The organism is Ignavibacteriales bacterium (genome assembly GCA_020635255.1).
Taxonomy (GTDB): Bacteria; Bacteroidota; Ignavibacteria; order Tepidaquicellales; family Tepidaquicellaceae; genus JAEYVS01.
Genome location: JACKAC010000001.1, coordinates 279,351 through 302,019, shown reverse-complemented (window position 1 = coordinate 302,019; position 22,669 = coordinate 279,351). Strand labels below are relative to the sequence as shown.

Annotated in this window: 18 protein-coding genes; 13 read left to right on the top strand and 5 right to left on the bottom strand. The window is 41.3% G+C overall.

Translation table 11 applies throughout. The features are described 5' to 3' along the window. Positions 1 to 25: 25 nt before the first annotated feature. The 5 genes from H6614_01355 to H6614_01335 all read left to right on the top strand — a co-directional run bounded on the left by H6614_01355 (position 26) and on the right by H6614_01335 (position 7,170). The gene (locus H6614_01355) at positions 26 to 1,069 is read left to right on the top strand and encodes a PorV/PorQ family protein (protein MCB9242303.1); all 1,044 of its coding nucleotides are present in this window, start codon (positions 26 to 28) and stop codon (positions 1,067 to 1,069) included. 227 nt (positions 1,070 to 1,296) lie between these two features. Then, positions 1,297 to 2,163 (top strand): TrmB family transcriptional regulator, encoded by an 867-nt coding sequence (locus H6614_01350; GenBank protein MCB9242302.1) that lies wholly within the window; start codon positions 1,297 to 1,299, stop codon positions 2,161 to 2,163. Beyond that, positions 2,150 to 4,396, top strand: coding sequence for a T9SS type A sorting domain-containing protein (locus tag H6614_01345; GenBank protein ID MCB9242301.1), 2,247 nt, complete (start codon positions 2,150 to 2,152; stop codon positions 4,394 to 4,396). Before H6614_01350 ends, H6614_01345 begins: the two co-directional genes overlap by 14 nt. A 39-nt stretch (positions 4,397 to 4,435) precedes the next feature. Further along, positions 4,436 to 6,127 carry a T9SS type A sorting domain-containing protein gene (locus tag H6614_01340; protein ID MCB9242300.1) on the top strand — a complete coding sequence of 564 codons (1,692 nt, stop codon included), beginning with the start codon at positions 4,436 to 4,438 and terminating at the stop codon, positions 6,125 to 6,127. A gap of 140 nt (positions 6,128 to 6,267) precedes the next feature. After that, complete coding sequence (locus H6614_01335) at positions 6,268 to 7,170, top strand: proline dehydrogenase family protein (protein ID MCB9242299.1); 903 nt, start codon at positions 6,268 to 6,270, stop codon at positions 7,168 to 7,170. On the opposite strand, the gene thyX is transcribed toward H6614_01335, so the two are convergent. Next, complete coding sequence (thyX, locus tag H6614_01330; protein MCB9242298.1) at positions 7,171 to 7,878, bottom strand: FAD-dependent thymidylate synthase; 708 nt, start codon at positions 7,876 to 7,878, stop codon at positions 7,171 to 7,173. A 173-nt stretch (positions 7,879 to 8,051) separates the two neighbouring features. Here thyX and rpmG point away from each other — a divergent pair, with 173 nt between their 5' ends. The 7 genes from rpmG to ndk all read left to right on the top strand — a co-directional run bounded on the left by rpmG (position 8,052) and on the right by ndk (position 13,673). Then, positions 8,052 to 8,225, top strand: a complete 174-nt coding sequence (gene rpmG, locus H6614_01325; protein MCB9242297.1) for a 50S ribosomal protein L33 — start codon at positions 8,052 to 8,054, stop codon at positions 8,223 to 8,225. 40 nt (positions 8,226 to 8,265) lie between these two features. Next, positions 8,266 to 8,739: an NUDIX domain-containing protein gene (locus tag H6614_01320; protein MCB9242296.1), complete on the top strand. Its 474-nt coding sequence runs from the start codon at positions 8,266 to 8,268 to the stop codon at positions 8,737 to 8,739. Between the two features lie 23 nt (positions 8,740 to 8,762). Continuing rightward, positions 8,763 to 9,569, top strand: coding sequence for a GTP cyclohydrolase I FolE2 (locus H6614_01315; GenBank protein ID MCB9242295.1), 807 nt, complete (start codon positions 8,763 to 8,765; stop codon positions 9,567 to 9,569). 146 nt (positions 9,570 to 9,715) lie between these two features. Further along, a complete protein-coding gene (locus H6614_01310; GenBank protein MCB9242294.1) occupies positions 9,716 to 10,150 on the top strand; it encodes a hypothetical protein in 435 nt (144 codons plus the stop codon). A gap of 17 nt (positions 10,151 to 10,167) precedes the next feature. Beyond that, on the top strand, positions 10,168 to 11,013 hold the full coding sequence (locus tag H6614_01305; GenBank protein MCB9242293.1) for a UDP-2,3-diacylglucosamine diphosphatase: 846 nt from the start codon (positions 10,168 to 10,170) through the stop codon (positions 11,011 to 11,013). Continuing rightward, positions 10,935 to 13,217, top strand: a complete 2,283-nt coding sequence (locus H6614_01300) for a PBP1A family penicillin-binding protein (GenBank protein MCB9242292.1) — start codon at positions 10,935 to 10,937, stop codon at positions 13,215 to 13,217. Before H6614_01305 ends, H6614_01300 begins: the two co-directional genes overlap by 79 nt. Before the next feature lie 51 nt (positions 13,218 to 13,268). Further along, the gene (gene ndk, locus H6614_01295; protein ID MCB9242291.1) at positions 13,269 to 13,673 is read left to right on the top strand and encodes a nucleoside-diphosphate kinase; all 405 of its coding nucleotides are present in this window, start codon (positions 13,269 to 13,271) and stop codon (positions 13,671 to 13,673) included. A 56-nt stretch (positions 13,674 to 13,729) separates the two neighbouring features. On the opposite strand, the gene H6614_01290 is transcribed toward ndk, so the two are convergent. After that, entirely contained in the window at positions 13,730 to 15,187 is a 1,458-nt protein-coding gene (locus tag H6614_01290) for a hypothetical protein (GenBank protein ID MCB9242290.1), read from the bottom strand. Positions 15,188 to 15,491: 304 nt separating this feature from the next. Here H6614_01290 and H6614_01285 point away from each other — a divergent pair, with 304 nt between their 5' ends. Next, positions 15,492 to 16,082: a redoxin domain-containing protein gene (locus tag H6614_01285; protein ID MCB9242289.1), complete on the top strand. Its 591-nt coding sequence runs from the start codon at positions 15,492 to 15,494 to the stop codon at positions 16,080 to 16,082. On the opposite strand, the gene H6614_01280 is transcribed toward H6614_01285, so the two are convergent. The 3 genes from H6614_01280 to H6614_01270 all read right to left on the bottom strand — a co-directional run bounded on the left by H6614_01280 (position 16,083) and on the right by H6614_01270 (position 22,668). After that, entirely contained in the window at positions 16,083 to 19,628 is a 3,546-nt protein-coding gene (locus tag H6614_01280) for a hypothetical protein (GenBank protein ID MCB9242288.1), read from the bottom strand. 86 nt (positions 19,629 to 19,714) lie between these two features. Then, positions 19,715 to 21,352: a VWA domain-containing protein gene (locus H6614_01275; GenBank protein MCB9242287.1), complete on the bottom strand. Its 1,638-nt coding sequence runs from the start codon at positions 21,350 to 21,352 to the stop codon at positions 19,715 to 19,717. Further along, on the bottom strand, positions 21,352 to 22,668 hold the full coding sequence (locus H6614_01270; GenBank protein ID MCB9242286.1) for a hypothetical protein: 1,317 nt from the start codon (positions 22,666 to 22,668) through the stop codon (positions 21,352 to 21,354). Before H6614_01270 ends, H6614_01275 begins: the two co-directional genes overlap by 1 nt. Between the last annotated feature and the right edge of the window lies 1 nt (position 22,669).

Below are 22,669 nucleotides of genomic sequence, written 5' to 3'. Positions count from 1 at the left end.
CCCAAAACTTAAAAGGAATAGAAAAATGAAAATCGCATATATTAAATACATACTACTAATAGCAGTCGTAATAATAATACAGACTGCCGGGAAAGAAGCTGATGCAGGACCAAGGACAAAACTTGGTACCTTGGCTGCACCCGAGTTGCTTATTCCGGTCGGTTCTATAGGTACTTCCCTTCAAGGATCAAACCTTGCGAGCGTTTCAGGAATAGAAGCGATGTACTGGAATCCAGCCGGACTGACTCAGCTGAATTCAGAGACCGGAGAAGTAATGTTCTCCCACATGAATTACATAGCAGATATTAATATGGAATATTTTGCAGGCGTTGTAAAGGTTGGAAATCTTGGTTTTATAGGGGCATCTGTCAGGGCATTGAATTTTGGCGACCCTATTGAAATTACGACAGAACAAAGTCCGGAAGGAACCGGAGCAACATACTCCCCTACTTATATTGTAGGAAATTTAAGCTTTGCAAGAGCAATGACCGATAAGATCATGCTTGGTACCAATGTAAAGCTGATAAATGAAAGCATAGCTGACGTAAGCGCTACCGGAGTAGCATTCGACTTTGGTATTCAATACATAGCCGGAAGCAGTGGATTAAGATTTGGAATTGCTCTTAAGAACCTCGGACCGAGAATGAAATTTGACGGACCGGGACTGGATAGGACTTTTATCGAAAATGGGGTAACTGTTGTACGAAGGGTTACTCTGCAGGAATTCGAACTTCCGACAAACCTTGAGATCGGACTATCATACTCGACCCAATTCGGCAAAAATAATAATATATCAGTCTCCAGCACTTTCCAAAACTCGACATTCACTAGTGATGAGTATAAGTTAGGATTGGAATACAACTATAATAATAATTTCTTTCTGCGCGGGGCAGGCGTTTACTACCCTCAAAAGGAAGGCGATGAAGCACTTTTCGGTCCTTCTTTTGGAGCAGGACTAAAATATCCGTTCGGAAGAATTTCATTAGGATTCGATTATGCATATAGAATAGTGAACGAAGACGGATTTAATTCAACAAACCAATACTTCACTTTGAATGTTGGTTTCTAAAACTTGAAGCGGCACCAATCCCGGGTTAATCACCCGGGATATATATTACTCCTTTAATTTATTAACTCCTTTCATCTCACTCTCTCAAGGCGGGTACCGAGCCCGCCTTCTTTATTTTACTAAATTATATAATTGATTTTCAACAACATAATGCACACCAAAAAATTCTCTTGACAAATTAATTAGAATATGTAATATTGTACTAACTACCAGTTACAACAATTTTGATGGATATTCTCACCAAATTAAGAACTCTAGGTTTAAAAGAATACGAATCGAAAGTTTTTCTGGTACTTCTAAAAGGGTCGCTAATGAGTGCATCGGAGATTGCAAAGAAATCCAATGTTCCGAGGCCCAAGGTGTATGAAGTACTGAGAAGCTTTGTCGAGCGCGGCTATTGCAACGAGATCGAGACCAATTCCATTATGATGTTTCAGCTGATCGATCCTGTGATCATTGCCGATAAAATGGAAAAGGAACTCCACTCGAACTACAAAAAGAATCTCGAAGGAATAAAAGATTCTTTTGAAGAGCTAAAACCTTTATATAAAACTGAAGAGGATGACGAAAGCAAAATTACAAACATCGAAGTCGTACGAGGATTTAATCAACACAGGCATACAAAGTTTATTGAACTTTTTAAAAAGGCGAAAAAAGAAATACACTTTATGATACGGTTAGAAGGTTATGTCTCGGACGAAATAGACGCGATAGCAAAGAAGTTCTTTAAAAACGGAGGCAAGATACATTCGTTGTACGAAGCCAGCTATAATTTCAGAGTGAAAAAGGACGGACAGTGGTCAAATGTAGACATTGGTGATCTGATCAGCATCTGCAGGAAGTTCGAATCATACGGAGAAGACCTGAGGATATCCGAAACCCGCTTACCTAACATGACCATATTCGACAGGGAAACGGTCTTCCTTAATGTGCAGGACAAAACAATACCCAGGCATAATGAAGCAGATATTATAATTCATAATAAAGCATATGCAGAAAACATGATTGATTATTTCGAACGGGTACGGAAAGATTCTTATACAATAAACGAATTTGAAGCAATAAAAACCAAAGGGATAAATGAAGTTAATTAACACAAAAGTAATTCCAATCCTTTTAGTTGTTGTGTTATCGGGATTGGGGGTAAGAAATGGGAATGGGAATGTACTATTCAGGGGACAGCCTCAGTGGGTTCTTCTTGATGGAAACAATATTAGAGCTCACATCTGGGATACCGGTGTAATCGACCAGGATCCAACTACAAACAATACTCCCGGATTTGAATGGCCGAAAGGGAGCGGAAAGTTTGCGATCTTCACAGCGGGGTTGACCGTCACCACATATATAAACGGCGAACTCAGAATGGCTGCAAACTCATACACGGGCGAGCTAGGTCCGGGCTTTATTAACGGCGGGGTTCCTACCACAAGCCCTGATTTCAAAATTTATAGAATTAACGAATGGGATAACTGCCAGAGCAATCCTGACTACGCAAACTGGGGCTTAATGGTACCTTATGGAGCTCCGTATTATGATATAAATCATAATGGAGCGTATGATGACTGCATAGACAAACCCGGTATTAGATTTGCAAGACAAACAATATTTGTAGCAATGACCGACGGATTCCCTGCAAATCATACTTCATCGGAAGGATTTGGGGGAGGAACTGCGCCAATTAATGCCGATTTTCGTATGACGGCATGGTGTTATAATAATTTTTCCGGTTTAGAGGACGGTCAATTCGTTAAGTGGGAGATCATTAATCAGAATAATATAAAATGGGACAGCGCATTTTTTGCTATTGTATCCGACGTTGACCTTGGTGATGCTACCGATGACTACATAGGCTGTGACACAAATAAAAACTTAGCATACTGCTATAACTCAGACAATCAGGACGGCACCGGTTCCGGAGCCACCTACGGTGCAAATCCTCCGGCAGTTGGTATTCAATACCTGAGAACACCCTTGTTGAATTCTTTTCAGCTCGGTATGACTTCCTTTTCATATTTCACAAATCCGGGTTCCGGGCAATCGGTATGCGAACAGGATCCTCAACAACCCCTGGAAGCATACAATTATCTTAATGGATTAAAAAGAGACGGCACACCATGGCTTAATCCTGAAACAACACCTGCTTTTAAAACCAAGTTTTGTTACCCCGGATTGCCGGGAGGACCGGGATGGAATGAATCAATGGGAAGAATTGATAACTGTGGAGGTGATACAACAGGAACATTAGTATCTAGCCCCGGCGGAGACAGAAGGATCATTATGTCATCAGGTTCCTCACAGCTAACGATTAACCCCGGGGACACACAAACCGTTATAATAGCACAGCACATTTCCCGCGGGACAAGTAATTTAAACTCAGTAACAAAGCTGCTGTCCTCTTCTCAGTCTTATAAATATTTATTTGATAACGATTTTGATTTTACAGTCTCCGGCACGATCAGGTATTCAGACAATAATACACCTGTTACAGGCGGTTACGTAAAAGCCTTAAGAGTGGATGGTAATACGGGACAGGTGTTAACACTCGATTCGGCGTCTATAAATACAAACGGTACTTACACACTGACTAAAGTTCCTTACATGGAACTCGATATTATGGCTTATCCCAGCAGTGAGATAGAAGACTTTGTACCTACATATTATCCCAGCACTACCAGGTGGCAGGAAGCAATAAGTCTCACACCGGATAGCAACATGACCGGAGTAGATGTGAATGTGATCAGGACTGCACCTCCGTCTCTTTCCCCTGTCAAAGCATTCATTAAAGGAAAAGTTTCGGGAGACTCAACATTAAATATACTCGGTGATGCGATTGCTTATCTTAAAATGGGCAGCGATTATTACTCATATAACATTTCAAATGATTCCGGCAAATACATAATACAGCCACCTGCTCTGGGAACATACCAGGTTTTTGTGGACAGGTTAGGGTTTTCATCGGATTCGATACTGGTTAATATACAAAGCCTTGATTCGGTCTATGAAGTAAACTTTAATCTTCATCAACAGTATGTTGGTATTATTAATAATCCTGGCAATCTGCCGGACGGCTATTCCCTTTTCCAGAACTATCCTAATCCTTTTAATCCGTCGACAAAAATAAAATTCCAGATACCGGAAGGCGGATTGGTTAGGCTTGTTATCTATGATATAACTGGAAGGGAAATAAGAATATTAGTGAATGGAACTCTAAGCAGAGGTGAATATGCCTTTGACTTTATTGCCGATAATCTACCAAGCGGCGTTTACTTTTATTCTTTAACTACCAAAAACTATCATGAGACAAAGAAAATGGTTTTATTAAAATAAATCCTTTTTAAAACTTAAAAACTAGAACGGAGGTGGGAAATGAGAAACCCAACAAAATGCACTTCCAGCGTATTAATACTTTTTTCTGTAGTTTTACTTTTGATCACTAGCTCAGTTTACTCAAACGTAAAACCCGGTTTTAAGGTCTACCCTACGGATGGAATATCCTTACAGGTACCTTTTACACCAAATAGCATAAATACATTTATATTCAATACCGGGGTATTTGACCAGGATCTAAGGACAAATAACACTCCCGGCTTCCAGTGGCCGGCAGGAAGCGGTAAGTTTGCTATCTTCACAGCAGGCTTAACGATTGCAGGATATGTAGACGGGCAACTAAGGATGGCTGCCGCTTCATACACCGGAGAGTATCTACCCGGTAAAGTCCTCTATAATGGCAGTAATCCCGAGGGATATACAGACAGTACTTTTAAGCTATATCGAGTATCCGAAGGTGATAACTGCTCCAATAATCCTGATTGGGCAAACTGGGGACTAATGGTGCCTTACGGAGCACCTTACACTGATGTAAATAGTAATAGTCAATATGATCCTTGTATTGATATTCCCGGTGTGAAAGATTCAAAACAAACAGTATTTGTGTATCTAACGGACGCATTTCCTGCACAGCATACAGGTTCGGAGGGCTTTGGAGGAGGAACCGATCCCTTATTCGCAGAAATGTCTTTCACAATATGGGGATACCAGGGCTATGCAGTAAGTGACATGCACTTCATGAAATTTAATGTAATCAATAAGAATACCATGCCATGGGACAGTGTGTATGTTGGTTTGATTTCAGATCCGGACGTAGGTGACCCTACGGATGACTATATAGGATGTGATACATCAAAGAATCTGGCTTATACATATAATTCGGATAATATGGATGGAACCGGGAGTGGAACGAGCTATGGGGCAAATCCTCCTGCCGCAGGGTTCCAATTTCTTAAATCACCTGTAATAGGTCTTACAGAACTAAAGCTAACATCATTAAATTATTTTACAAATACAGGATCCGGACAAGCAGTGTGCGAACAGGATCCACAGCAGCCTATTGAAGCCTATAATTATCTTAAGGGATTTAAAAAGGACGGCACACCATGGCTCAATGCGGAATTTACTCCCCCAACAATAACAAAATTTTGTTATCCGGGAGACCCGGAAACAAATACCGGCTGGACTGAATACACAGGCAAAGTAAGCAATTGCGGAGGAGATACAACCGGTTCTATCGTATCCAGTCCCGCGGGAGACAGAAGGCTTGTAATGAGCACCGGGTCAAATATGTTATCAATGTCGCAAAATGATACAATGGAAATAGTTATGGCTCAACTAATCGCCAGAGGCACTGACAATAAAAACTCTGTGACATTATTGAAAAACCTTGCACTGATATCGGATGGATTATATCACTCCGGATTTGTCAATGTAGGAGTAACGCCGATATCGACTATTATACCAAAGAATTATTCCTTATCGCAGAACTATCCTAACCCTTTCAATCCGTCTACAAAGATAGAATTCGAGATTCCGAAAACGGATCTTGTAAAAGTAGCAGTATATGACATCACGGGGAAGGAGATCGCCACCCTTGTTAACAGTAATCTAAATGCTGGTTCGTACAGGGTGGATTTTGACGGATCAGGCCTTGCAAGTGGAATTTATTTTTATTCTCTTGAAACATCCGGATTCAGAGAAACCAGGAAAATGATTCTCCTCAAATAATAGGATAAATATGCCTGTCTCACCACTAGCATGACAGGTATTTTAAAGGCATCAGTCTCTCCGGCTGATGCCTTTTTTATTAACCTTTTCTAATTTAGGATAATATTATATTTTTGAATAAACAGCCTGATCTCGCTAGTATGAATCTTTTCAACAAAGCAGTAGTTTCCATAATCCCGATATTCCCGAAAAAATTAGTAAAGGTTTTTGCCAATAAATATATTGCCGGCGATAAGCTCGAGGATGCCGTTAAAACCGTGCTCGACCTGCAAAAGCAGGGATATGTATCCACAGTCGATGTTTTAGGCGAGAGTGTTACGGAAAAACAGACTGCCATACACTGTAAAGATGAGAATCTCCAGGTAATAGACGCAATCGTCGAGAATAAGCTCCCCGCTTACCTGTCCGTTAAACTCACAATGCTTGGTCTTGACATAGATTATGATTTCTGCTACAGTCTCTTCGAAGAGACGCTTGCGTATGCTCATGAGAAAGGGGTCTTCGTCAGGATAGACATGGAAGACTCGTCGGTAACAGAAAAAACTATAACGATCTTTGAGAAAGCTAAAGCTAAGTATGACAATGTCGGCATAGTGATACAGGCATACCTCCGAAGAAGTGAGGATGATGTGAAGCGATTAATAAAGATCGGGGCAAGCTTTAGGATATGCAAAGGAATTTATGTCGAACCGGAGGAGATAGCTTTCAAAGATAAAGATGAAATAAGAAATAATTACGAAAAATTGATAAGGCTGGCGCTGGAAAACGGCTCCTATGTCGGGATTGCAACTCACGATGACCACCTTGTTCACAAATGCGAGAAGATAATAACGGAGCTGGGGCTTGGTAAGGACAAATATGAATTCCAGATGCTCCTCGGTGTAAGGGAACAATTAAGAGATCAGATACTTGCCTCGGGACATAAAGTAAGGATCTATGTACCATTTGGAAAAAGATGGTACGAATACTCCATAAGAAGATTCAAAGAAAACCCGCACGTCGCCGGGCAGGTAATGAAAAGCATATTTACTGGCGGAAAGTAATTAAGCGCTTTCCTTCACTTCAAACCATATACGGGTTGTATTAGGATACAATTCCATCATAAACTCCTTCATGGCAATCGCATACTGTCTTATCTCCCATTGAGCAGTGTCTTCATCACGAAGTTCGATGAAATTCATGATCGCCTGGAATGACGCCGTCCAGTAAACTTCAGTATATTGATTCAAAGGAAGAAGCATCCTCGCCTGCTCCTTTGCGACACCCAGCTCGAGAAGTTTATCATAAGCCTTCATAATGTAATCCATACAATCATCGAATACCTCGTTCGCTCCAGTCTGGTCATCTATACTTCCTTCGGACGCCTGCTTATTATCTTCCGACTGCCTGCGCCAGACTTCCGGTTTATAAAAATCCGTTACCGGGACATATCTTCCGCTGATCTCATTCCATGCGTGGTCTTTTGCCGCCGAGCCGGACGTAGTCTCTATGCCGACAACATGCTTATACCACTGTCTCATTACAAATTCCGGGGCTTTTAGATGAAACTGCACCACCATATGGCGAAATGGCGACCAGTGCTTATTCCTGGCAAGGAATTTTACCAGTTTAGCATCCTTATCGTCGAATTCTTCCTTTCTTTTACCAAATGATACGCGGGCTGAGTTTACTACCGTGAGGTCGGAACCGAGGTGATCTATTACTTCCAGGAACCCCTTATCGAGGACCTGCTTATGAAGTTTTTCTCCCATTTAAATTAATGTTTTTGTAGGTTTTATTAGGCATGATTCAATTGAATCAATATACAAAAAATTAAATAAACTTATAACTTTAAAATAGGTGTTGAGAATTAAATTGGAGTTTTTTATTAACTCATAAGTCTATATATTTGTAGTTCCTTTATAATAATTTTAAAGCTATTGTCATGGCAAAAGAAGGCGCAAGAGTAAACATAAGATTAGTAAGTGTGGAAGGTCCTAATAAAGGAAAATCCGTTTACGTTACTAAAAAGAATAGAAATAATACTAAAGAGAGATTAGAACTTAAGAAATATTGTAAGTTCACAAAAGCTCACGTGCTTCACAGAGAAGCGAAGTAAGTATTATTTACTATCCCCCCATACAATAAATCACTCTGTTGTGAAATTAGCCACATTATTATATGTGACGAATCCAAAAGGTGAATACCTTTTGATGGAGAGAGCGAAAGATCCCAATAAGGATCTTATCTCGCCTCCCGGCGGTAAACTCCTTACAGATAGAGCTGAATCCCCTGCTGAATGCGCGGTACGTGAATTTGAGGAAGAGTGCGGTATCAAGACACAAACCAAAGATTGGGAACTAATAGGAACGGTCACAGAGAATAACTATCCGAATATCGGACATATATTAATATTCTTATTTAAACTAAAAACCCCGGTTAATGAACTTCCGCTGGATTCCCGTGAAGGCAGGTTCGTATTTGTAGATCCGGCAGATCTGGACAAAATGAATATCCCCGAAACAGATAAACTTTTTATATGGAAAAATGTGTTATATACTGAGAACGGCTATTTTTCCTTAAAAATTGACTGTAATACCAATCCCTATACTTGCACTATCGAAACAACATGACAATTTTAAACTAATTTACGTTTATGGACACAAATCAACCGGTTCAGGAAATTCTACCCGACATGCAAAACCAGGAAGACCAGCGTAAGATACCTATTGATAGGGTCGGGGTAACGAATTTGAAATACCCTATTGCGGTCAAGGATAGAGATAAAGACATGCAGCATACGATCGCGACCATTTCAATGACGGTAGATCTGCCTATGGAATTCAAAGGCACACATATGAGCAGGTTCGTCGAAATACTCGAATGCTCGACAAAAGAATTCCACGTAAACGCAATATTCCCTACTCTCGAGAGAATGCAGGAGAGATTAAATTCCAATATTTCTCACCTCGAGATAAAATTCCCCTACTTCAAAGAAAAGAAAGCGCCTGTTACCGGCAAGTCGTCTCTGATGAGCTATAATGTCACATTCAACGCGGTGAAAACAAAGGACAAAGAAGATTTTATTTTATCGGTCGACGTTCCTGTAACAACGCTATGTCCGTGCTCTAAGGAAATTGCCCAATACGGAGCGCATAATCAGCGCGGTGAAGTGCGTGTTTCGGTGAGATCGAATGATACTGTCTGGATAGAGGATCTGATAGAAGTCATAGAAAGATCAGCCAGCAGTGAATTGTATTCGCTATTAAAGCGTGAGGATGAGAAATACGTCACTGAAAGAGCATATGAAAATCCGGTATTTGTCGAAGATCTGGTCAGAAATGTGGTCCAGGAATTTAAGAAAAACGGCAAAATCGACTGGTTTAGGGTAGAAGCGGAAAATTTCGAGAGTATTCACAACCATAATGCCTATGCGATGATAGAATCGCATAATAATAAGTGATAGACTAAACTTTTTAGGACAAAAATTTGTCTTACATAAAGGAACAAATTATTATTAAAACACTATAAATACTATATGTATTTTGTCTTTGCAAAATTTTCTAATTTAATTATATTACATTAACTTAAGTAAAAATGAGGATAACAATGTTTAGCAAAAAGACCTTACTTTCATTACTTGTTTTGGCTTTCTCCATATCACTATTTTCCACAGTTGATGCTTACAGTCAGAAAAAGCCTAATCTATCTGTATGGACAAATAAGAAATCATACAATCCCGGAGAAAGCGGTGTATTATACATTAAATTTAAAACCGGGTCAGGTGTAAAGATCCCTAAAACTCCAAACATTACCGTAAACATAAGCGGTGGAGTCGAAGGTGCCGGTATGCAGGATTATTCCGGAAACGGATCGGGCGAATATCTCGGGAACAATACTGTAAAGTATAATTTTACGGTACCAAGTAACGCCAGCGGAAAAGTTACAATATCCGGTTCGGTCAAATTCGGTTACTGCAGTTCTGTGGATGGTGTTTGTAAGATAGGAAAGAGCACTTTTTCGAGGAACATATCCATAAAATAGGATATTTATCCATTTAAATGAAACATGCTTATTATTTTATTTCCGATGCGCATTTAGGACTTGGCGATAAAACAGAAGAAAAGTTTAAAGAAAGCATTCTCGTTTCATTTCTAGATGATATAAAAGAGGATGCAAAAGAGCTTTACATAGTTGGTGACCTATTCGATTTTTGGATAGAATATAAGTACGTAGTACCAAAAGGGTTTTACAGATTTTTTGCTAAGTTATCCGAGCTTATGGATAACGGGCTCAAGGTTTATTACCTCGCCGGAAACCATGACTTCTGGCGAGGTAATTATTTTAAGGATGAGTTTGGGATAGATATCCTGGATGAACCCTTTGAGAGAGTTATAGAGGGGAAGAGGTTTTTCATTCATCACGGGGATGGACTGGCATATAACGACACGGGTTACAAAATAGCCCGCGCCATTCTTAGAAATAAAGTTTGCCAATTTCTATACTCGCTTCTGCACCCCACTATCGGGATAGGACTTGCTAAAGGGACATCGTCCAAATCCCGTGTTCATACCAGCAAAAAAGATTATTCTCAGAAAGACGGACTCCGTGACTTTGCGAAAGAAAAGATCCGCGAAGGATACAATTACGTATTGATGGGACACAGGCATAATCCCGAGATGCTTAGTGAAGGCAGCGGGTGGTACATTAATCTTGGAGACTGGATGGATAATTTCACCTTTGGGGTTTTTGCGGACGGCAGTTTCAGCCTTAAAAGATATTACGACATTGAGAAGCACGAAACAACAAACGAAGTAATTAAATCAGATTGGCAAAAAGAAAGCGAAATAAAAGAGAAGAGCTCGACAGATATTTATCAGACAGAGACTACAGAAAAAAGAAAGTAAAGAAGGTCACGGCAGAAAGATACTCTATAAGGGTAGTCTTATTTTCCATATTCATTATCTTTTTCGTGTTACTCGCGTATTTACTTTACCTTTCTCAGACACTCCCTTCGTTATCTGAACTCGAAAACCCGGAACTGCAGGAAGCAACTAAGATATATTCAGATGACGGGGTACTAATAGACAGATTTTATCTTCAAAATAGGACGATCGTCTCGATAGACAGTCTCCCGCCGTACCTTATCGACGCATTGGTAGCTATTGAGGACAGGAAGTTTTACGACCACTGGGGAGTAGACGTACAAAGAATATTCCAGGCATTTGTAAAAAATATCCTGAGCGGTGACCTCACTAACGAAGGAGCATCGACTATTACACAACAGCTGGCTGGAAACCTCTATGTAGGCAGGGAGGTAACACTTAACAGGAAGATCCGGGAAGCTATGACGGCTATCCAGATGGAACGGACATACACAAAAAAAGAGATATTAGCATATTATTTTAACACAGTATATTTCGGCAAAGGTGCGCACGGCATTGAAGCCGCCGCAAGAACATATTTTGACAAAAGCGCCAAGGACCTGACTTTAAACGAGAGCGCTATCCTGGTTGGACTCTTGAAATCCCCTACCCGGTATGATCCGATAGAAAATCCTGAGAACAGTCTAACGAGAAGGAACATCGTGCTCAATGCAATGCGTGAGGAAGGTTATATAGACGATGCGCAGTATGAGCTTGTAAAGAATGACCCGATAAAAGTTAACTATAAGAAGCAGGAATCCGTATCCGAATCCATAGCACCGCAGTTTTCCGAATATGTAAGGCAGATACTTCAAAGAAAGGCCGAGACATACGGGTACGACCTGTATAGAGATGGTCTCAAAGTTTATACTACGCTCGATACGCGGTTTCAGAAAGCCGGCGAAAAAGCAATTACTGAGCAATTAAGAGGATTCCAGAAATCGTTTAATAATTACTGGAGCTGGGGAAGAAATTCTGAAATTCTAAAGGACGCTATAGAGCGGTCTATTAAATACAGTGAAGAGTATAAAGCATGTACTACCGAAGAGCAAAGGAAAACCGTCTCCGATGCTATGCGCAAAAGAGAATCTTTCATTGATTCGGTAAAAACTACGACCCTGACCGTTCAGGTAGCCTTTGTCTGCATAGATCCAAAGACCGGTGAAATAAAAGCTATGGTAGGATCGAATCCGGACAGGCGTTTCAAATACGGTCTTAACAGGGTTACACAAATGAAGAGACAGCCCGGATCATCCTTTAAACCGTTCGTTTATGCTGATGCGGTTAATAAAGGTTATTCACCCGGTTATATGATATCAAACGACCCGATCCGTGTCAATATGGGTGGTACTATATGGTCTCCCAAGGGAGGCGGTACCGGCGGAATGATCTCGATGAGACTTGGTCTTACTAAATCAATCAACGTAATAGCTGTTAGAACGGCAATGGAGCTGGCGCCGATCGATGAGGTGATACCGCTGGCGCACGATATGGGTATTAAATCCGAACTGCCCAACTTCCTTTCGTTGTCTCTCGGAGCAGGCGAAGTAACACCGCTCGAAATGACGAATGCGTATGCTACATTTGCCAATGACGGTATATGGGTAGAACCTATCGCAATAAAACGAATCGAAGACAGACACGGAAACCTGATAGAAGAGTTTCTTCCTGACACAAAAGAAGTTCTTAGCGAAGGTGTTGCATACATAATGAGCGATATGATGGAAGACGTTATTAACGAAGGAACTGCAACAAGTGTTAGAAACTATTTCCACAGACCTGCCGCTGGTAAGACAGGAACCTCACAAAATCATACAGATGCCTGGTTCATTGGATTCACTCCACAGTATGTAGCAGGTGTATGGGTTGGATTTGATGATGCTAGAATAAAGATGGGTTCGTTTGGACAGGGTGGTGTTGCCGCCGCGCCTATCTGGGGAAGATTCATGAAGTATCTTTATGACGAAATGGAATTCCCGATAGCATATTTCTTGATGCCGGATGATGTCGAGGAGGCGAATATTTGTACGGTAACAGGTCTCGTAAGCAATGGCTCATGTCCGTCGGTTACGGAGCTTGTACTTAAGAAATATCTGCCGAAAAAGTGTAATATCAGTCACGCTCCAATTGATTTTGAGGAAACCGCTTCTTCTCCGAACGGTGATTCTCCTCCGCCAAATGAATAGATCATAATTAAACATCTTTAAATAATAAAAAGAAAGGATTAGTGCATCCAGATGGAAAAAACTTTATGTATTATTAAACCCGATGCCGTAAAGAAAAGGGTAGAGGGAAGTATTATTCAGATGATATTAGACAATGGATTTGACATTCTTGGTATGGAGTTTATGAACCTTAGCAAAGAGCAAGCTCAGGAGTTTTACGAAGTTCACAAAGAAAGACCGTTTTATAACGACCTGGTAGATTTTATGACATCGGGACCCTGTATCCCGATCGCTCTCCAAAAAGACAACGCTGTCGCAGACTGGAGAAAGCTCATAGGTGCTACCGATCCAGCCGAAGCGGAAGAAGGTACGATTAGAAAGAAATTCGCCGACTCTAAAGCCGAAAATGCGGTTCACGGATCGGATTCGGTTGAAAATGGGGTTAGAGAGGTTAGCTTCTTCTTCCCTAACTTATAAGAATAGTTTTGGACAATAAAAAAGCCCGCATCTAGCGGGCTTTTTTATTACACTCTTTATTGTGGAGGAGGCGGAGCAAATGATATTGTCCTCACTACTGCCTCTACCGCGGCTTTATACTCCTCGAATTTATCCGCGTCTACTACAGCATAAGCCTCAAGATTTTTATTCCCCAGAAGATAAAAATGATACTCTATCTTTCCGGCAGATTCCTCCGGATCCGCACTAAAGGCGGTTATTGTAGAGTCATTCATGTCAAAAGGATTTTTATAGCGGTTCCTATCGAAGGGTTTCCCCTGTGGGTCCAATCTTACAAACATATTGAATGTACCTTCTTTAACTGTCGTATCTGCCATTACCACACCTTCAAATTTTTCGACATTTACATTTATTTCCCTCGAATCGACCAGTTTCCAATTGTTAGGATAATTCATGATCAATCCTATATCATTACCCGAATATGGCTGCATCAGCGAGTCTGGGATTGAATTACCTGATGCCGTCGACGTGTCCCTTACCGTATTCGTATCCGCTAAGCCTGTTGTATCCTTTACTGTATTGGTATCTTTTACCGGGTTTTTCGTAATAGGTGGACGGTTAAAATTCCTTCTTATTGTAGGTATCCTTTTCGGTATAGTCCCGTCCTCTTCCGTCTTTTCTTCTTCTGGAGGAGCATTCGGATCTTCGATGTTTTCGAGTTTTATCTTAGGATCGGGAAGATCCTGTATTACTATAAGCCTTTGTTGAGGAGCTTCTTCCACTATCTCATCCTTTGACGCTACCGCATAAAACGAGAATATCAGTATAAGATAAATGATCACCCCCCCGATCAATCCGATCTGGAAATTGCGGGCGTAAATGATCCGTGCAATATTATACGGGCTTTTCTTTCCAATTTTCTCACGCAATATATCTTCTTCGGAAAGCTCCTCTTCGAGTGGTACGGTTTTGTCCACTATCTCCTGTACTTCGGGATTTGGCGTGAGTACATCTGAAGATGTTTCGTCGGATTGTTCTTTACCTGAGACTTCTTCTTTCTTTTCGGAATCTCCCTTGTCCTCTGTGACAGGTGTTTTCTTTTCCGGGTTTATCGATATCTCGATTTCGATTTCACCCTCTTTTCCCGACCCCAGCCTCTTAAGCAGGTCATCCACACCCTCTGGCAGTACATCCTTCCCGCCTACCTTGGAATTAAGAGATACTCCTTTATCCGTTTTTATCTTTATCTTGAGCGTATTCTCATCTACCAGACTCACCTGGTAATTGCTGTCTGCGGTTTTATCGGTTTGTTTCTTTGATTTTTTTATAGGAGTCTCCGACGAATCCTGCTCATCTTTCGACTCATCTTTCGACTCATCTTTCGACTCTTGCTTATCTTTGGCCGTCTTTTCCGATGGTTTTTTCTTCCCGGATTGGACCTTCTCCTTCTTTACAGCCGGATCCTGGTCCTGCGGTTTATCCGATTCGTTATCCGGGTTTAAATTCTCGTCGTTATTTACTTTCTTATCGGGCATCTAATGTTTTTAATTCACCTTATTGTAACTATATCTATTATAGCGAATATCCATCTATATTGTTCCGTAAGATTCTAAAAATATAGCTACTTAAGCGGCTATTTATACGGAAAATACGCATTTCCATACTCTCGATACAGAACCATAAAATGCGATTTTTATTCATTATTTTAAATGCTGAAAAACGGCTGAGTTCCTACACCATCATAACAAACATTTTCCCATATTTACTTCCTGCTCATTTTGAACTTTTATCGGTAAATACCTATTTTAGTTATTACTAAAGCAAATCAAATACCATAACATGAAGACCGGACTGCTTCTCGGAGGACTAATAATCATCGGCGCATTATCCGTCGGTATCTACAACGCTGTTGCCGTTACAGATGATCGCGATGACGAACCCGAATTTTTCACCAACAACATCACAAATAATACACCCTCTAATATTACCGACGATCCCGCAAACGAGATCACCACTACCGGTGACTGGATAAATACGAACGAAAACCTTACTCTCGAAAAACTCAAAGGTAAAGTCGTCCTAATAGAATTCTGGACCTTCGGATGCTACAACTGCACCAATACCATTCCTCACCTTAACGAATGGTACGGCAAATACAAAGACAAAGGACTCGAGATCATCGGCATCCACTGCCCGGAATTCGATAACGAGAGAAACCCTGACAATGTAAGAGATAATGTAAAAGAGCTCGGTATTGAGTACCCTGTGCTTATCGACAATGAATTTAAGAACTGGTACAACTACGACGTTCATGCATGGCCAACTATCTTCGTATTGGATAAAAATGGTGTCGAAAGATACAAAAAGGTTGGGGAAAAAGGTTACAAAAAGACTGAAGCCGTCATTAATGAGCTTCTGGCAGAAGAATAATTAAAAGAAAGCCGTTACCTGTGCCTGTCCCGTGTGTATCACCCTGTTCGATCCTTCTATCCTTCCGTTATAATTAACCGAAGCCTGTATGTTTTTCGTCAGGGAATAATCGAGTATAGCTCTCCAAAAATAACTTTTACCCTCTACCCTGCCGTTTGTCAGTTCGTATGGTATCGCCACATTGCTGTTACTTAGAAGCACCTCATCCCTCTCTAGTTCCAGCCTTATCCTGCCTGCACCTATAAATGAATAAATAAATCTCAAAATCTGCTGATTGATATCGGCGTCCGTTGGCACTGTGGGGAAGAAGTCCGTTGCCCTCGCAAATCCGAATGTAAACCCGCTCTCGATCTCCTTAACGGGTGTGTATGAAAAATCTACCGATGTATTGTCCGTGTTAACGTTCCTATTCCTTATAGATGTAACGGGGATTATATTCCTGTCAGTGATGTTGGAAAAGTCCAGCTGTGTGCCGATATCCTCGGTGAGAGCCAGCTTTAGGCGCACAGACTTTTCGATGTGTAACGAATTTTCATTACCCACGCTCAGCTGGTTAGCTCCCCTTTGCTGTAAAAATCTCGCGCGGAGGGAATAATCCGGGTTATTCTCGAATACGTTTATGTCTTGCTGAAATAATTGAAGCCCCTGTACGGTATTTGAATCGTTCAGAAAAGTATTCAACCGTATAAAATAAACGTTATCAGTATTGGGATCTTTGCTCTTTTCGTCCACCCTAAAGAACGTCTCCATACTCAGGTTATTAAAAATATCCCAGAAAATACTTCCTGTCTTTACGTTAAAGAATTTCCACGGCTTAATGTTTATACGTGCTGACGAATTGAGAGCAACCGTTGGAAAAAATTCATCAAGCGGAATATTCAACCTTACATAATCACCATCATAATTGGTCAGCTCGAATTCATTCTCATCCTGTAACCCGTTATTATTGAGATCACCTACGTATTTATAGTTTCCCTGCCCTATCCCGACGAACACAAAAAGTCTCTCTATCTTTGCAGTTCTCTCGCTGGCAACCTTATAGTACAGATCCGTCCGCACACCTCCGTCGAAAGGATCGATTCTCACCTGTGAATTTACGAGCACGGCAAGATTATCCGCGTTGCCCAGCTGTATGCCCTCCTGTGTGTATTGTTTATCCTGGATCCCCACGTCAGCACCAATTGACAACCATTGAAGCCCCTTATATACCAGTCCGAACCTCTGCGTATATGTATTTGAAAGGTCTATCATCTGTCCCAGGTTATCCTCTTTATCTTTCCTGTATGAATATTCTGCATACATATCAAAATTGAGTATATTATTAAGCGATACGCTTGGAGTCAGAATATAATCAGCGAAACTGCTCGCCTGCAAACTGTCGAATGAGCCATTATTCACCTTATCCTCTTTATCCTCATTAAAGTATGTCATTTTTACTTCCAGGTAGGGTGAATTAAATACGCTCTCACCCAATGGCTTTTTGTAACCGACCTCTGCTGAGTGCTTTATCCAGTCCCCCTTTAATGACGTCGGAGTATATTCGCTGTTAAGTATCTCCATCGAATATTCAGCGTAGGGCAGACCAAGTGAATCTCCTCGAAATTCTACCTTACCGATATTCCGCAGTGAGTTAAATTCATCGCCTCTAAGTAGCTGACCGTAATTGTAACTAAGACTGAAATGCTGGGACGGTGAGAAGCTCAGCGTACCCAATCTTAAATTTTCGGTAAGCTTACTTGAATCCTGAACGTTAAAATTCCTGTTAAATTCCACCGGGTTGATCCTGTCCAGCGAATTAAAATCTTTGTTTATAACCCTGTTCTCAAAAGAAACTTTAACGTTGTTCATTTCGAATCCGAACAGCTTAAAGTTATTCTTGGTATATCCTACCGACCCGTTAAATGCAACTCCCCCGACCTTGCTCGTTGGGTCAGTCGAGTATAAATTCCCGTCGAGGTATGAATATGCGGTCTCCAGGTTGAGTGTAAATTCCTTATTCTTTCCCGGCGAGTAAGTGAGATTTAGATTACCCACCTGGTAAGCCGTTGGTATTGGAATAAATACTATCGTATCATAATTTCCTCCGTTTATGCCAGCGAAATCGTATTCAAAAGTGCTTCTCTTTATGTAACTGCCATTGCCCTGCCCGACGAAGGAAAAAGTTACCTGGTATATCGAGCTGTCTGTACCCGGTGAGAACCTGTAAAACGAAACCGTGTCATTACTGCTAAGTACTGAGTCCTGTACATAGATGTAATATCCGTTGCCTACTCCAGTAGCAGAATCGATACCTACGTTCGTTACGCCCGATTTCGTTGCGCTGAATCTGTCACTCCCTGCATTTTCCAGTATCTGCTTATCCTGGTCGCTGAGTTCGAAATCTATTGTGTTATCCTTACTGTCGAATTCATTCACATACGAAACCCCAAGCGTAAGGTCTTTCCCTATGAGTGCTGTGGAACCGTTACCGGCCAGCAATGTACGGGAATACCGCCTGTCAGAATATTCAAAATCCACCACGATACGGGAATTACTGTTGATGATCCTGTTGTTTGTAAATGTGATCTCCCCTATCCCGTAATCTATTGTATAGTCTGCGTTATCACCCCTTGTCATTACGATGCCGTCCAGGTAAACCTTCTCGCTTCCTGATAGCACGAGTATATCCACCTCGTTATCGTTGCCGATTAGTCTGTATGGTCCCTGCACACCATTAAGTCCGTTAAAGGAATTCGTTGCGTACTTTCCGCGCGATACCGCTCCCGCAAAGAACAGGTCGCCAAACCCGAAATCGCCGTATCCTTTCGCGCCCTGAATCTTCCTGCTGAAATTGACGAACTCGCTCTTCTGCATATTGATGTCTATGTCACCTATCGTGGATGTAATATTATTGCTCCTCAGCTCGATAAAGACTTTATCCAGTTCCTGCAGTTTCTGGGTGTTCCCTTCGGGCTGTATTGGTGTGTCTTCATCTGTCAGCGCGGCGGTGATCTCTATGTCTGATGTTACTTTTCCGTTCATCTTTAATCTGAATCCCGAATTAAGCGTCACGTCCCGGTTAGAACCGAATGTAAAACCTCTGAAGAGGCTTCCCGATTTCTCCAGGTCAGTTCCTTCGAATATGTTGTCGATGAAGTCCGTTTTTTGTGTGGCGATCTGAACTGTATCTCCCGTTACGGTGTCCTTTTCGAGCGTGAGATCGAAATTTGAAAACTCGTTGGGAAATTTATATGGGAATATATCGTAATTGATCTTGAGTGAATACGTCTTGGAAGTGTCTAGATTATATATGGTGAATATGCTTTTGTCAAATGTGATCTCCCCGTTCCTGTAATCTATTTTGTAATCCGACGGCTTGAGGGTAATACCGGAGTCCAGCGTTATCTTTTCGGAGTACTGCATGATAAATTCACTTCCTATCCTGATTGTTGTATCACGGAATGAGAGTGTGGCATCGGTCGAAAATGAATTGGGATTATCTTGCGCAAATGAGATTACCGCAGGGAGTGTTAAAAAAAGCAGAACTATATTTAGAGTTATTCTCAACAGAACTGATCTATTCAGTTAATACTTCATAAATCGTAAATATTCATCAAATATATAATTTATTTTATAATTATTAAATTGCACGATTAATAAAACTCAGAAAGCCCCTCCCCGAAATGCTCGTCGCTCTCGGATGATTTGGCGGAATTTGTTATGCTCAATAATATCTTTACTGGCTTCAGGTCTTCATCCTCATAATCTATTTCTATAGGCAAACCTTCCACCAGGCTAACACTTTTGCCCGGTGTAGATGTACGCTTTGAATAATGAAAACGCAGATCTCCAAATAAAGATTTCTTGATTTTTCCCAGTTCTGGAGAATAGCCATGTGATACGGAATAAGAGGAAATTGGAGTAACACAAACACCCATTTCCTCATTATTGATTTTCAGCCCAAAACAGCGTTTTCTGAACAATAGAAATGCCAGGAGTCCAATAATTACCACCAGCAGGGCAATTAATCCTATGAGCACAAATGTCCTCCACGGTCCGTATAATATACGAATCTCCAGCGGAATATCAGTCGTTATCCTCTTATCCTTTAATACTGGCTGAAATATTTCGGGTACGGTCTGGAGCGCAAATAATTGTCTGAACTGGTCCATGTACGCCTGATCCAGCTCTATCTCCACGTCAGACACCTCCAGTATCAGGTTTCCCCCCACTGTGAAATCTTCCTTGAATATCGTGTTAAAAGAAAAGTTCGGTGATATTTCAGGGAGATTAAAAGTAATGGCAAATCCAGTTACTTCACCTTCCGGCGATACATTGCTTACGGTCGATGGGGTGATTGTCTGTGTACCCATCGACTTGACGGAATAATCTGACGACGAAAAATTATCCAGCCTTACGCTCAGCTTCGCGCTTTTAATAATATATGGGTAGAGATTTGATTTTAAAGAGAGGTCATTGAATATTTCCTTTACCGGCTCTCCCTCCTCAAAATCGAATCCCCTCAGCGTCTTGCCGTCGAAATAAAGTTTGCCTCTGGAAATTTGGCTCTGCGTCTTTTGTGGCTGTAGTACAATTGTGCCTATGTCGAGCGGTTTTAATGTAATGGGTTTTTGTTTTATCCCAATGCCCCTCAGTATCTTATCATAATCTGACAGTTGCGCCTGTGTCAATGGCTCAGGGGAATACACCATCCCGTAAACGACGTAGCCCTTAGCCGTATCACCGTCCTCTACTATGAACTCAGGGATCGGGTAGAGCAGGATCTTCCTGATGTTTGCGTCCGTTCTTAGCCTCTGATAAAAATCCAGCGTGTTCTGGTACGACATGTCACCGCTCCCGCTGTTGTCATTTATGTTATCCGTTACGAGCCATATGATACCCTTTTCGTTATCCAGCGAAGCTATACCTTTATCCAGCGCTTCGATGAGGTCTGTTCTTCCGAACTTCCCGTCACCTGCTCGCTGTATCTGGAACTCTTTCATCACTGCTTCGAGGTTCAGTTCACTCGCGCCCCCGCTAAAGATACCCTTGGGTGACTGCATACCCCTGTCCGGCTCCGTCTTGGAAAACAGCATTATGTCGGCATGATCCCCCTGCTTTACGGAGTTCTTTATCAGCGCCTTAGAGAACAGCCTGAATGAACTGTTACTCTGCCTGTAGTATCCCGACATACTGCCGGAATTATCGAATAGGAATACATAGTTATTCTGTGCGTATGTAGTTACGACAGTAAATAAAAATATGACCGATATGCGTAATAAATACCTCATCAAACGTGAATGTTCAGTTTATCATTTGTAAAGGAGCTTAATACCCCCTGCTTTGTCAGCGTATATATCTCATTAAACGAAATTATGGCGGAAAATATCTCCTGCACAACAGAATCGTCCTTCGTCTTTATCACAAATCCCTCCGCCTCCTGCAGTCGGCTCAGATTATGAAACACGATTTTGTTCCGCCTCGATACTACCAGCACATGCTCGCTCACCGCCTCTATCCTGTTCTCCTCCACATCCTCATGCGAGTACACCAGCACCCCCCGCCCATCATAATATCTCCACCCCTCACTAGCGCCCGTGTACACATTCCCCGCGCACCCCGCTATGGAGTTTATATAATGTTCACAGATTCCTGTATACTTAAACTCCCCGCTGTTATTATCAAGAAAATATACCTTACCGTCTTTGCTTGTAAGGTAAAGTTTATTGCCATTTCCAAGTAAAAAACAGGTCTCGCCGATCTCTAAACCGGTGTGGGTACGGTCAATGTGACTAGAATTTATATCGCATGTATACAGATAGTTATCAGCAATAAAGTATGTTTTCCCGTCGATGATGCACAATATTTGATTCAGTGAGGAATTTACCGGGAAACTGTTTTTAAATGTAAGCTGTGAGGTGATAATGTCGTAAAGGACGATATTTCCCTTTCTCTCGGATGGGCTGTATTCGAGGAAGGCGATGGTATTATTTTCACGGTTGAGGCTACTCCAGATGTAGAATCCAAGCTCGCATTTATAGAGCAATTCGCCGGGCGTACCGTTTTCCATCTGGTCTTCGTTGATCTTATGAAGCGAGCCGACCGAATTTATATACAGGATATTATTATGAACCAGACCGGTCTTTTCAAATGAATCGCCCGGCATCACAATCTTTGAATGCAATTGTTTTTTGAATCTATCTACAAAGTATATCGCTCCGGTTACCGAGGCAAGTATAATAAATTTATTGTTTTCAAGAATGGAATTCAGGAATGAGTCGTTAAGTTCTATCTTTGCTCCTTCCCTAAATCCATGCTCGATGCCTTCGGGAAATTTTATGTCGGAAGGATAGAATCCGTTCACTTCTTTGCCAGCTTTGTAAAACGAATTTATTTTCGATGCTAATATCCCGTCGGTTAGTGATGGTTCGATGATTTCTTCTTCCTTCTCTTCTTGGTTTTCCTGAACCTTCTCCTCAACTTTGTCCTCGGGTTTCTCACTTTCACCAAAATCAATAACTATTCTTTCCTCATTAGAGGAAGAATCTTTTTCTTGATTGTCACCGTCATTATTTTCGAATGATATTTCTATCCTGTCGTCGGGCATG